Annotated in this window: 9 protein-coding genes; 3 read left to right on the forward strand and 6 right to left on the reverse strand. The window is 66.6% G+C overall.

What is annotated here, in order from left to right:
- Positions 1-54 precede the first annotated feature (54 nt).
- The 3 genes from ACQY8B_RS24410 to ACQY8B_RS24420 all read right to left on the reverse strand — a co-directional run bounded on the left by ACQY8B_RS24410 (position 55) and on the right by ACQY8B_RS24420 (position 3,437).
- The gene (locus ACQY8B_RS24410; protein WP_422084287.1) at positions 55-1,410 is read right to left on the reverse strand and encodes a M20/M25/M40 family metallo-hydrolase; all 1,356 of its coding nucleotides are present in this window, start codon (positions 1,408-1,410) and stop codon (positions 55-57) included.
- 98 nt (positions 1,411-1,508) lie between these two features.
- Positions 1,509-2,231 carry a 16S rRNA (uracil(1498)-N(3))-methyltransferase gene (locus ACQY8B_RS24415; RefSeq protein WP_422084288.1) on the reverse strand — a complete coding sequence of 241 codons (723 nt, stop codon included), beginning with the start codon at positions 2,229-2,231 and terminating at the stop codon, positions 1,509-1,511.
- 69 nt (positions 2,232-2,300) lie between these two features.
- On the reverse strand, positions 2,301-3,437 hold the full coding sequence (locus tag ACQY8B_RS24420) for an aminoglycoside phosphotransferase family protein (protein ID WP_422084289.1): 1,137 nt from the start codon (positions 3,435-3,437) through the stop codon (positions 2,301-2,303).
- 237 nt (positions 3,438-3,674) lie between these two features.
- Between ACQY8B_RS24420 and ACQY8B_RS24425 the strand changes: the two genes are divergently transcribed.
- The 3 genes from ACQY8B_RS24425 to rsmA are packed head-to-tail and all read left to right on the forward strand — an operon-like array spanning position 3,675 to position 8,451.
- Complete coding sequence (locus ACQY8B_RS24425) at positions 3,675-6,269, forward strand: LPS-assembly protein LptD (protein WP_422084290.1); 2,595 nt, start codon at positions 3,675-3,677, stop codon at positions 6,267-6,269.
- 20 nt (positions 6,270-6,289) lie between these two features.
- Positions 6,290-7,687: a peptidylprolyl isomerase gene (locus tag ACQY8B_RS24430; protein WP_422084291.1), complete on the forward strand. Its 1,398-nt coding sequence runs from the start codon at positions 6,290-6,292 to the stop codon at positions 7,685-7,687.
- A complete protein-coding gene (gene rsmA / locus ACQY8B_RS24435; RefSeq protein ID WP_422084292.1) occupies positions 7,687-8,451 on the forward strand; it encodes a 16S rRNA (adenine(1518)-N(6)/adenine(1519)-N(6))-dimethyltransferase RsmA in 765 nt (254 codons plus the stop codon). Before ACQY8B_RS24430 ends, rsmA begins: the two co-directional genes overlap by 1 nt.
- Positions 8,452-8,733: 282 nt before the next feature.
- On the opposite strand, the gene ACQY8B_RS24440 is transcribed toward rsmA, so the two are convergent.
- The 3 genes from ACQY8B_RS24440 to ACQY8B_RS24450 all read right to left on the reverse strand — a co-directional run bounded on the left by ACQY8B_RS24440 (position 8,734) and on the right by ACQY8B_RS24450 (position 12,153).
- Positions 8,734-9,159: a barstar family protein gene (locus tag ACQY8B_RS24440; protein WP_086011111.1), complete on the reverse strand. Its 426-nt coding sequence runs from the start codon at positions 9,157-9,159 to the stop codon at positions 8,734-8,736.
- Between the two features lie 50 nt (positions 9,160-9,209).
- Positions 9,210-9,623: a ribonuclease domain-containing protein gene (locus ACQY8B_RS24445; RefSeq protein ID WP_422084294.1), complete on the reverse strand. Its 414-nt coding sequence runs from the start codon at positions 9,621-9,623 to the stop codon at positions 9,210-9,212.
- A 181-nt stretch (positions 9,624-9,804) separates the two neighbouring features.
- Positions 9,805-12,153, reverse strand: a complete 2,349-nt coding sequence (locus ACQY8B_RS24450) for an NADP-dependent malic enzyme (protein WP_422084295.1) — start codon at positions 12,151-12,153, stop codon at positions 9,805-9,807.
- Positions 12,154-12,193: the final 40 nt, after the last annotated feature.

Consider the following 12,193-nt stretch of genomic DNA (forward strand, 5'->3'; position numbering starts at 1 on the left):
GCGGACCCTAAGCTGAAAGTTGCACTTCCACTTTCGAACTGGCAGCGTGACAAATTACTTGGTACGCACCGCCCGTTTGGGCAGCAGCGGGGCGCTGACACCCTGCACGCCCACCAGCCCGAGCACGGCGGCGAGCGAATTCTGCGCGCCTTTCCATGCATCTGTCATGTCAATGGACTCGCTCAGCGAATGGAATCCCGACGCCCTGCCGCCCCCGCCGACGATGATGGCCGGGATGCCCAGCGAGATCGGCACGTTGGCGTCGGTGCTGCCGCCGCGCAGCAGCGTCTTGTGGCCGAAGGCCGCGTTCGAGCGCACCGCGGCCTCGACGATGACCGAGTCGGGCGGCGTGCGGCCGCCGGGGCGATCGCCGATGAGCTTGACGCTTGCGCTCAGCGTGCTCACGTTCCAGCGCCGGTTTTCTTCCACCACGGCTTCGTCGACAGCCGCGAGGATCTTCTTCTCGGTCTCCAGCAATGAGGCCATGTCGTCCGAGCGGATGTCGATGGCCATGCGCGCGTCGGGCGCGATGGTGTTCACCGAGGTGCCGCCGCCGACCGTGCCGACCGTGAAGGTGGTCTTGGGGAAGCTCGGCGTGCGCACGTCGGCGATCTTGGCGATGGCGCGCCCCATGCCGTGGATGGCGCTCGGCACCATGCCGAACGCGCCGAAGCTGTGGCCGCCCGGGCCCTGGAACGTGACTTCCCAGCGGTGGCTCGCGGTGCCCAGTATCAGCACGCTGCCCGGCCCCGAAGGCTCCAGCCCCACCATGCCGTCGATGTCGAGGTGGTCGCGGAAGATCGCCTTCATGCCGCGCAGGTTGCCCAGTTCCTCCTCGCCGACGTTGGCGACGAACATGAGGTCGCCAACGGTCTGGATCCTGTTGTCGTTCAGTACCTTGAGCCACGACAGAAGCACGGCCAGGCCGCGCGTGTCGTCCGCGATGCCGGGGGCGTGGAGGCGGCCCTCATGTTCTTTCACCTTCACGTCGGTGTCGGCGGGGAACACGGTGTCGAGGTGGGCCGAAATCAGCAGCTTCGGCCCGTTGCCCGTGCCCTTGCGCAGGCCGACCACGTTGCCTTCGGCGTCGATCCTTGCCTGGGTCAGGCCCAGCGCCTTCATGCGGGCCAGGAAGGCTTCGGCGCGCTTCTGCTCCTTGAAGGGCGGGGCCTCGATTTCGGTGAGTGCCTTCAGGTCCTCGATCGAGCGCTCATGGTCGGCCTTCACCGACTCCATCAGCTTCTGGATGCGGGGCGAGGCCATCAGCTGCGCATAGGCCTTGTCGACCTCGGGACCGACGACCACCTGCGCCTGCACAGCGGGCGGATTCTGGGCCTGGGCGCCCTGCGCCGTATACAGGGCGGCAAGCACTGGAAAGGTGAAAAGCAGCGCGCGGGACGGGCGAGGCATGGAAGCAAATGTCCTTCTTTTGTCTTAAAGAAGTAACGATTGTTTCCCAAGTGCTCCGCGTTCGCCTCGCGGAAAACACCGCTTCAACCGACCTGAAGTCAGGCGAGCGACACCAATGCGGCGAGCGCCGCCGTCTCGGCGCGCAGCACGCGCGAACCGAGGGTGATGGGCGCGAAGCCCCGGGCGATGGCCTCCTGCTCTTCGGCACCGCTCAGGCCGCCTTCGGGGCCGCTGAGCACCAGGACGCCCCGGCCGGTGTCGGCCTGCAGGGAGGCGATTCCGCGAGTGCCTTCGGCGAGGCTCAGCACGAGGCGCTCGGCGGTATCGGCGTCCTGCTGCTGTTGCGCGCCGATCCAGGCTGAAAAGCTCTGCACCGGATGGATCACCGGCACGCGGTTGCGGCCGCACTGCTCGCAGGCGGCGACGGCGATGGCCTCCCAGTGCGCGCGCTTCTTTTCGGCGCGCTCGCCCGACAGGCGCAGCACGCCGTGGGCCGTGGCCAGCGGCTGGATGCTCGACACGCCCAGCTCGGTGGCCTTCTCGACCAGCCAGTCCATGCGCTCGTTGGCCGGCATGCCGACCGCGAGGTGCACGGCGCGCGATGCTTCCCGCTCCACCGGCTGGTGGGCGCCGACCGTCACCGCGACGTCGCTGCGGCCCATGCGCTCGACGATGGCCGCGTACTCGCCGCCCGCGCCGTCGAACAGCGTGAGCGCGTCGCCGGGCTGCATCCGCAGCACCTGAACATGGCGCGCGGCGCCCGCCGGCAGCGTCAGGTTGGCGCCGGCGGTCAGCGGCACGGAACAGTGAAAACGCGGCATGCTATGAAATCGATAGCTGCGAACGACCGTTGTACGGGCGTCACAGGGTGGTGCTTTTTCAGTTTTCCTTCAGACACGGCCGTAGGCGAAGCCGGTGATGGCCGAAGTGCCCTCGATTTCGTCGATCACCCGCACCAGCGGCGTCAGTTCCATGTAGCGGCCGGCGGTGGCGCGGATGTAGGCGATGAAGCGCGGCGTGTCCGCCAGGTAGCGGGGCTTGCCGTCGCGCAGCGTGATGCGCGCGAAGATGCCGGCCACCTTCAGGTGGCGCTGCAGCCCCATCCATTCGACGGCCCGGTAGAAGGCGCCGAAGTCTTCGTCGACCGGCAGGCCGGCCTTGCGCGCGGCGACCCAGTAGCGGATGGTGATGTCGAGCACGAACTCCTCGTCCCAGCTCAGGAAGGCATCGCGCATCAGGCTGGCGATGTCGTAGGTGATGGGGCCGTAGACGGCGTCCTGGAAGTCGAGCACGCCGAGCGCCCCCTCGGTGGGCAGCGAGGACACGCCGGTGCCGAGCGTGGGGGCCACATTCACCATGAGGTTGCGCGGCATGAAGTCGCGGTGCACGTAGACGCTGGGCGACGCGAGATTGCTGTCGACGATCAGCCTGAAGCTGCGCTCCAGGCGCTCCTTGAGCTTGCCCTCGACGGCGATGCCGCGGTGGCGGCCGATGTACCACTCGGGGAACAGGGCGAGTTCGCGCTCCAGCAGCGCCCGGTCATAGGGCGGCAGCACGCCGGGTTTCGAGGCCAGCTGCCAGCGGATGAGGGCGTCGATCGCCTCGTCGTAGAGAGGGCGGCTCGCGTCGGGGCGGGCGGGGTCGAGCACGTCCAGCATGGTCTGGCGGCCCAGGTCGTCGAGCAGCAGGAAGCCGTGGGGCCGGTCCCATTCGAGCACCGTGGGGGCCAGCACGCCGGCCTCTGCCATCAACTGCGCCACCTGCACGAAGGGGGCGCTGTTTTCCTTGTCCGGCGGGGCATCCATCACGATGCGCGTGGGCGCGGCCGGATCGGTGGTGTCGATGCGGAAGTAGCGGCGAAAGCTCGCGTCCACCGAGGCCAGCCGGACCGTGTCCGGCAACAGGCGGTGGGCGGGGGCGATGCCGTGCAGCCAGCCCTGGAATACTTCGGCCCGTTTCGGATCCGTCCAGAGAATGGGCTCGGCGGGACTTGGGGCCAATGGGGCCGGGGGCAAGGGTGCTGTCATGGATAATCGATTCTACAAATCCGCCTGGCGCGGCAATCCCGCTTGGCCGGCTTCCGGCCGATACGGGTTGCTGCCGGCCCCTGCAACCCGCCGGCCTGCCGCGCCGTCTCCCCCGACGATTCTTCGTTCCGAACCGATGCCTACGACCCAAAGCCCTCACGCTTGGCACCTTGTGCGCTCGCTGCCCTCCCCCGGAGAGTCGCGGGCTTTCCTCGGAACGGCCGGGCGGGAGGCGTGATGCGCCGACGCACTACCCTGCCGCGCCCGCGGCGCGCCAGCCCGCCGCTGCCGCTGGCCGTGCTGTCCCTGGCGCTGTTCCAGGCGCAGGGCGCTTCCGCCCAGCAGGCCCCCAACCTCGACGGGCCGCTCACGCTGAAGCGTACGCCGTTGCTGACGGAAGTCATCCCGCCCACCGAGCGCGGCCAGCTGCCCAGCCTGGTCACCGGCGACCGCATTTCCGGCCGCCCCGACCTGGAAACCGTGGTCGAGGGCAACGCCACCCTGCGGCGCGGCGCGCTCGGCATCACCGCCGACCGCCTCGAGTACTACCAGCCCAACGACCTCGCCAAGGCCACCGGCAACGTGCGGGTCAACCAGGGCGGCAACGTGTACGAAGGGCCGGAGCTGCAGCTCAAGCTCGAGACCTTCGAGGGCTTCTTCAACAACGTTCGCTACCAGTTCCTCGCGAACGAAGCGCACGGCGAGGCGCAGCGCATCGACTTCGTCGACGCCAACGTGTCGGTGGCCCGCCAGGCCACCTACACCACCTGCCGCCGCGAAGACTTCCCCGGCTGGATGCCGGCCTGGCTGCTGACCGCGACCACGCTGACCACCGACACCGAGGAGAACGAGGGCGTCGCCAAGAACGCGCGCCTGAGCTTCATGGGCATCACCACGCCGCCCATTCCCAGCGTGAGCTTTCCGCTGTCCAGCGAGCGCAAGAGCGGCCTGCTGCCGCCGACCGTCGGCATCGACAACACCAACGGCATCGAGATCTCGCAGCCGTACTACTGGAACATCGCACCCAACCGCGACGCGACGATCACGCCGACGATCATGAGCAAGCGCGGCGTCGATTTCAGCAACGAATTCCGCTACCTCGAGAAGGACTACAAGGGCACCGTCCGCCTCGACTTCATGGGCAGCGACCGGCTGGTGGGGCAGCGCTACAACGAACTGCGCAGCACCCAGCTGCAGCAACTGATGAGCGGGCAGATCCAGCCCCAGGCCCTGACGCTCGGCAACGGACCGGGCAGCACCAGGCGCTGGGGCCTCTGGGCCAACCACCACCAGGACTTCGACGCCAAGGCGCTCGGCCTGGATTCGCTGTCGGCCAACATCAGCATCAACCGCGTGAGCGACAACGACTACTGGCGCGACTTCACGCGCACGCCGTCGCTCGCGCAGCGCCAGTTGCCGAACGACGCCTCGCTCAACTGGGCCAAGGGCGACTGGAGCGGCGGCATCCGCGCGCTGCAGTACCAGAACCTGCAGTACAACCTGTCGCCGATCACGCCGGCCTACGACCGGATGCCGCAGATCACCGCCAACTACAACAAGTACGACTGGCACGGCTTCGACGTCTCGCTCAACCTCGACTACACGCATTTCCGGGTCAACACGATCCTGAACGGCCAGCCGGGCTACGACTTCAACCAGCAGTCGCAGCCCGATGGCGACCGTGCGATGGCCGTTGCATCCATCAGCCGGCCGTTCATCACGCCGAGCTCCTTCGTCATTCCGAAGCTGATGCTGAATGCGGCCACCTACAACTACTACCTGCCGCAGGCTGACATTCCGAAGCTCACCGTCAACGGCACGCAGTACGTGGGCGGCATTCCCTACAACCCGAACTCGCTGTATTTCTACCCGACCTCCAGCACCCGGACGGTGCCGACCTTCAGCCTCGACAGCGGCCTGATCTTCGAGCGCGACGCCAGCTACTTCGGCCGAGCCTTCCGCCAGACGCTGGAGCCGCGCGCCTACTACGTCTACACGCCGTACCGCAACCAGAACATGCTGCCGAACTACGATTCGGCGGCCAACGACTTCAGCTTCGCGACCATCTACACCGAGAACGCGTTCTCCGGCGGCGACCGGATCTCGGACACCAATGCGCTCACCCTCGGCGTGACCTCCCGCCTGATCGATCCGGCCACCGGCGTCGAAGCGGCGCGCTTCGGCATCGCGCAGCGCCTGCGCTTCAGCAACCAGAACGTGGTGTTGCCCGGCGGCACCCCCGTGACCGACCGCGCGAGCGACCTGCTGATCGGCGGCCAGATCAACTGGACGCCGAAGTGGAGCGTGGACACCCTCGTCCAGTACAACCCCGACACGCGCAAGTCCGAGCGCTCCGCCATCAGCGCACGGTACAACCCCGAGCCGTATCACAACCTCAGTGCCGCCTTCCGCTACCAGGCGCCGACCACGCCCACCGCAACCGACGGCAGCAAGTCGTTCGACGTGGGCTGGCAGTGGCCGATCAACGACCTTTGGGGCGACAAGGGCAAGAACCTGGGCCCCGGCAAGGGCCAGGGCGGTGGACGCTGGTATGCGGTCGGCCGCCTCAATTACGACCTGCAGGACAAGAAGATCACCGACGGCGTGCTCGGCTTCGAGTACGACGGCTGCTGCTGGATCGGACGCGTGGTGCTCCAGCGCACCACGACCGGCCTGGTGACGGCGAACACGCGCATCATGTTCCAGCTCGAATTTGTCGGCTTCTCCAGCATCGGGTCGAGCCCGATGCAGGCGCTGCGGCAGAACATCCAGCGCTATGAACCCCTGCGCCAACCTGGCGAAGCGCCGAGCCGCTTCACCAACTACGACTGAGACGACTGACTGAGCACGCCATGAAACACATCCGTTCCATCATCACCCTGGGCTGCCTTGCAGCAATGGCCGCAGCGGCGGGCGCGCAAGGCTTCCACTCCGGCATCACGGACATCATGCGCGCCGGCCCGCGCCTGGGCCCGCCGGTGGCCCGCCCCGCGGCGCCCACCACCGCACCGGTGCAGCGCGCGGCCGAATTCATCGTCGCGCTGGTCAATTCGGAGCCGATCACCAACACCGAAGTGCTGACGCGGGTGGATCGCCTCATCAAGGAAAACCCGGATGCCGAACGCGTGCCGCGCAACGAACTCACGCGGCTCGTGCTCGAGCGCCTGATCTCCGAGCGCGCCCAGCTGCAGCTGGCCAAGGAAAACGGCATCAAGGTCGACGAAGTGGCCATCGACCAGGCCGAGCAGACGGTGGCGCGCCAGAACGAAATCAGCCTGACCGAGCTGCGCCGCCGCGTGGCCGCCGAAGGCCTCACGCAGGCCGAGTTCCGCCGCGACCTGCGCGACCAGCTTCTGCTCACGCGGCTGCGCGACCGCGAAGTCGAGTCGAAGGTCAAGGTCAGCGATGCCGAGGCCGACGAATACCTGATCGACCAGCGCAACGTCGCCGTCAAGAACATGGCGCTGCAGAACCTTAACCTTGCGCAGGTGCTCGTCGCCGTGCCCGAGACCGCCACCGACGCCCAGGTGGCCGCGGCCCAGAAGAAGGCGCAGGACATCGCCCAGCGCGCCCGCGCCGGCGAAGACTTCGCCAAGCTGGTGCGCGAGAACTCGGATGCGCCCGACCGCGCCAACGGCGGCGCCATCGGCATGCGCAGCGCCGACCGCTATCCGTCGCTGTTCGTCGACGCCACGCAATCGACGGCGGTGAACGGCATTGCCGGGCCGGTGCGCTCGAGCGCCGGCTTCCATGTGCTCAAGGTGCTCGCCAAGGCCCAGATCGGCTCGGGCGACGCGACCGTGACCCAGACGCAGGTGCGCCACATCCTGCTGCTCAACGATCCCAAGCGCACCACGGCGCAGGCGGTCGCGCAGCTGGCCGAATTCAAGCGCCGGGTGCAGTCCGGCACGGCCGACTTCGCCGGGCTGGCCCGCGACAACTCGCAGGACGCCAGCGCCAAGGACGGCGGCGAACTCGGCTGGTCGCGCCCCGGCCAGTTCGTGCCCGAGTTCGAGGAAGCCATGGACCGCCTCGCCCCGGGCGAGATCAGCGATCCGGTGGTGTCGCGCTTCGGCGTGCACCTGATCCAGGTGGAAGGCCGCCGCGACGCCAAGCTGAGCCAGTCCGAGCAGCGCGAAGCCGCGCGTGCCGCGCTGCGCGAAAAGCGCGTCGAAGAGGCTTTCTCCACGTGGGTGCAGGAAGTGCGCGCCCGCGCCTACGTCGAATACCGCGATCCGCCGCAGTCTTGATGGCACATATCGCCAGGAAGCGGTTCGGACAGCATTTCCTGTCCGACGGGGGAATCATCGATGCGATCGTGCGCGAGATCGCGCCGCAGCCCGGCGACGCCATGGTCGAGATCGGACCGGGGCTTGCCGCGCTGACGCAGCCGCTGGTCGAGCGGCTGGGCCGCCTGACGGTGATCGAGCTCGACCGCGACCTCGCCAAGCGCCTGCGCGAGCACGCCCAGCTCGAGGTGATCGAGTCCGACGTGCTGAAGGTCGACTTCGCGGCGCTGGCCGAACGGTTTCCGGCCAGGCCCCTGCGCGTGGTCGGCAACCTGCCCTACAACATCTCCACGCCCATTCTTTTCCACCTGCTCGGCTATGCCCACCTGGTGGCCGACCAGCACTTCATGCTGCAGAAGGAAGTGATCGACCGCATGGTGGCGAAGCCCGCCACGTCGGACTACAGCCGGCTGAGCGTGATGCTGCAGTGGCGCTACAAGATGGAAAACGTGCTGTTCGTGCCGCCCGAGAGCTTCGATCCACCGCCTCGCGTGGACAGCGCCGTGGTGCGGATGGTGCCGCTGGCCACGCCGCCGGCGGTCAATGCCGCGCGGCTGGGCGAAATCGTGCAGGTGGCCTTCAGCCAGCGCCGCAAGCTGCTACGCCACACGCTCGGCAAGTGGCTGCAGGAACACGGCTTCGAGGGCGAGTTCGATGTCCAGAGGCGGGCCGAGGAAGTGCCTGTCGACGAATACGTCGCCCTGGCCCAGGCCGTTGCCCCATGAAAAAAGCCCGCTCAGCGGGCTTTTTTCAATTAGGCCGATGCGCTGTCGCTTGTGTTCAAGCGGCGGCAAGCCAGTAACCCGCATTGAAGGGGCTGCTCATGCGCAGGGCAAGAGGCGAAACGTCGACCAGTTTGTCGGTCGGCATTTTTTCGCCGGCCGGCTCGGTGCTGGCGGCGGCCGCCGCGGTTGCGGTGGTGTTGTTGACGTCGATGCCATCGAGGGTTTCAGCGTTCGGCTGAGCCTCGTTCGCCCGTTCTGCTTGGCTGGTGGATGCAGAACGGGCTACAGAAAAGAATAGAAGCAGCGGAACGGGACCTTGCGGTCGCCCCAGTAGTCCGAGGCATCGCGGAAGATGTCGAGCAGTTGCTCGCGCGCTTCCTTGTCGAACTTGGCGTTGGCCGGAATCTGCTCCAGCACGATGACGAAACCTGGCTGCGGGCCCGATTTATGCAACGGGTCGGTCATGCAGTCGTACAGCGCGTCGAAGTTCTTCCCGAAGTGGGCCGGGAACGTGAACTGCTGTGCGATCAGGTCGAGCACGTCCTGCTTGGTCTGGGCGTTGCCCAGGTTCGCATACAAGAAGTGCTGGCCGGCTGCGTTGGCAGCGTCCTGCAGGTCGTTCACGCGGAACGCGCGGATCGATTGCACGATGTTCGGGCGTACGGCACGAAGGGATAAGGTCATCTCCGCTGGTCTTTCCATAGTCATCATCATTTCTTCGGGGCGCTTTGGTGCGCCGCTCAGGTCGTTTTCATCGCTCATGGTGCAATCCGTCTGAAACTCGCATAGTGGTCCGCCGTGTACCAGCAGGCTTCGGGCGCCGTGCGCTGTTCACCGCCGCAGACGATCCGCCGTGCACCACGATTGCGCGCGCCGGGCGTCTGCACCGTGTACTCGCGGTAGTGGCCGCGGCGTGCCGCTGGCAGGAGGCGTTCGCGATTGCCAAATACAACGCCGTCCTTTTCATGGCGAAACGGGCCGCCGCTGAGGATTGCCTGATAGGTCTGCTGTCCTTGCACCGGCAATTCGGACAGTGCAATCGTTTCCTCGGCGGGCGTTTTTCCTGCGCCGAACCATCCGCGGGCCTCGGCCCCCGTCGTCAACGCCGCCAGCAACAAGCTGGTGAGCGCAAACTTTGTGACAGAGGACGTGATCGAGGCGTAAGCCGCCATGGGGCACCACAAGAAAAGAGCGGGGGGTTCGAATTGGCGATCAACCTCGGGGTTAACCCGCAAATTCAAGCCCGCGAGTGTGCACCACGCTGGCGAAAATAGCAAGCGACTGCCCAAAGTTTGAGCAGTCGCAGGGGCATCGAATGGCGTTTTAAGTTGGCGGCCACTCTCGCCAAATAGCTTACCTTTCGGCGTTTGCGTCAGCCACTGTCAAGGCTGTCATGTTCACGATGCGGCGAACAGTCGCGCTGGCCGTGAGAATGTGCACGGGTTTGGCCGCGCCGAGCAGAACCGGCCCGATCGCGATATTGCCGCCCGCCGCCGTCTTGAGCAGGTTGTACGAAATATTCGCCGCGTCGATGTTTGGGAAAACCAACAGGTTGGCATCGCCCGCCAGTGCGCTGTGCGGCATGACGACCGCGCGCTGCTTGCTGTCCAGCGCCACGTCGCCGTGCATTTCGCCGTCCACCTCGAGCCAGGGGGCCTGCACGCGCAGCAGTTCTAGCGTCTTGCGCATCTTGATGGCGCTGGGCTCGTTGCTGGTGCCGAAATTGGAGTGAGACAGCAGCGCCGCCTTCGGCTTCAGGCCGAAGCGCATCATTTCCTCGGCCGCCATCGTCGTGATCTCGGCCAGTTCCTCGGGCGAGGGGTCGTAGTTGACGTGCGTGTCGACCAGGAATACCTGGCGGTCGGGCAGCAGCAGGCCGTTCATGCAGGCGTACACCGGCACGTCCTGCGGGGTGCTTTCGCAGCCGCCGGGGCGCTTGCCGATCACCTGGTCGATGTAGTGCAGGTGGATCAGCGTGGTGCCCCAGGTGCCGCAGATCATGCCGTCGACCTCGTCCTTGTGCAGCAGCATCGCGCCGATCAGCGTGAGGCGGCGGCGCATCTCGATCTTGGCGGTCTGCACCGTCTGGCCCTTGCGCTCCGTCATGCGGTGGTAGGTCTGCCAGAAGTCGCGGTAGCGGTGGTCCTGCTCGACGTTGACGATGTCGTAGTCCAGCTCTTCCTTCAGCCGCAGGCCGAACTTCTCGATGCGCTGGGCGATGATGGCCGGGCGTCCGATCAGCGTCGGGCGGGCGATGCCTTCGTCGACCACGATCTGGGCGGCGCGCAGCACGCGTTCTTCTTCACCTTCGCAATACGCCACGCGCTTCTTCGAGGCGCGCCGGGCCGCTTCGAAGATCGGCTTCATCGTCGTGCCCGAGGCATAGACGAAGTTCTGCAGCTTGTCGCGGTAGGCGTCCATGTCCTTTATCGGACGCGACGCCACGCCGCTTTCCTCGGCCGCCTTGGCCACGGCCGGCGCGATCTTCATCATCAGGCGCGGGTCGAAGGGCTTCGGAATCAGGTATTCAGGGCCGAATGACAGCTTTTCGCCGACGTAGGCAGCAGCAACGCGCTCGCTCTGCTCGGCCTGCGCCAGGTCCGCAATGGCGTGCACCGCGGCGATTTCCATCTCGTCGGTGATCGTGGTCGCGCCCGAGTCGAGCGCGCCGCGGAAGATGTACGGGAAACACAGGACGTTGTTGACCTGGTTCGGGTAGTCGGTGCGGCCGGTGGCCATGATGACGTCGTCGCGCACCGCATGGGCGTCTTCGGGCGAGATCTCGGGGTTCGGGTTCGCCAGCGCGAAGATCACCGGCTTGGGGGCCATCTTGGCCACCATTTCGGGCTTCAGCACGCCGCCGGCCGACAGGCCCAGGAACACGTCGGCGCCGGCAATGACTTCCGACAGCTTGCGCGCGTCGGTTTTCTGCATGTATTGGCGCTTGTCGTCGTCCATCAGCTCGGTACGGCCTTCATAGACCACGCCGGCCAGGTCGGTCACGAACACGTTCTCGCGCTTCAGGCCGACCTTGAGCAGCAGGTTCAGGCAGGCCAGCGCCGCGGCGCCCGCGCCCGAGGTCACCAGCTTCACGTCGGCGATGTTCTTGCCCGCCACCTTCAGGCCGTTGACCATGGCCGCCGCCACGGTGATGGCCGTGCCGTGCTGGTCGTCGTGGAACACCGGGATCTTCATGCGCTTGCGCAGCTCGCGCTCCACGTAGAAGCAGTCCGGTGCCTTGATGTCTTCCAGGTTGATGGCGCCGAAGGTCGGCTCCAGCGACGCGATGATGTCCACCAGCTTGGCCGGATCCTTTTCGTCGATTTCGATGTCGAAAACGTCGACGCCGGCGAACTTCTTGAAGAGAACGCCCTTGCCTTCCATCACCGGCTTTGACGCCAGCGGGCCGATGTCGCCCAGGCCCAGCACGGCGGTGCCGTTGCTGATGACGGCCACGAGGTTGCCGCGGGAGGTGTACTTGAAGGCGTTGGCCGGGTCCTTGACGATTTCCTCGCAGGGCGCGGCCACGCCGGGCGAGTAGGCCAGCGACAGGTCGCGCTGGTTGACCATCTGCTTGGTCGCCGCGATGGCGATCTTGCCTGGGACGGGAAACTCGTGGTACTCGAGGGCGGCACGGCGCAGCTCGGCGCGTTTGTCTTCGGGCGTGGGAGTCGATGAGGTCGAAGGGGTCGAATCGGACATGTGCCTGTAGCTCCTGGTGGCGCTTCTTCTGGGGGCGCCG

The sequence above is a fragment of the Variovorax sp. genome, from assembly GCF_965279555.1.
Taxonomy (GTDB): domain Bacteria; phylum Pseudomonadota; class Gammaproteobacteria; order Burkholderiales; family Burkholderiaceae_C; genus Variovorax.

Coding starts and splice junctions, on each gene's coding strand:
- ACQY8B_RS24410 (WP_422084287.1), bottom strand. CDS start 1,410: ATGCCTCGCCCGTCCCGCGCGCTGCTTTTCACCTTTCCAGTGCTTGCC.
- ACQY8B_RS24415 (WP_422084288.1), bottom strand. CDS start 2,231: ATGCCGCGTTTTCACTGTTCCGTGCCGCTGACCGCCGGCGCCAACCTG.
- ACQY8B_RS24420 (WP_422084289.1), bottom strand. CDS start 3,437: ATGACAGCACCCTTGCCCCCGGCCCCATTGGCCCCAAGTCCCGCCGAG.
- ACQY8B_RS24425 (WP_422084290.1), top strand. CDS start 3,675: ATGCGCCGACGCACTACCCTGCCGCGCCCGCGGCGCGCCAGCCCGCCG.
- ACQY8B_RS24430 (WP_422084291.1), top strand. CDS start 6,290: ATGAAACACATCCGTTCCATCATCACCCTGGGCTGCCTTGCAGCAATG.
- rsmA (WP_422084292.1), top strand. CDS start 7,687: ATGGCACATATCGCCAGGAAGCGGTTCGGACAGCATTTCCTGTCCGAC.
- ACQY8B_RS24440 (WP_086011111.1), bottom strand. CDS start 9,159: ATGACTATGGAAAGACCAGCGGAGATGACCTTATCCCTTCGTGCCGTA.
- ACQY8B_RS24445 (WP_422084294.1), bottom strand. CDS start 9,623: ATGGCGGCTTACGCCTCGATCACGTCCTCTGTCACAAAGTTTGCGCTC.
- ACQY8B_RS24450 (WP_422084295.1), bottom strand. CDS start 12,153: ATGTCCGATTCGACCCCTTCGACCTCATCGACTCCCACGCCCGAAGAC.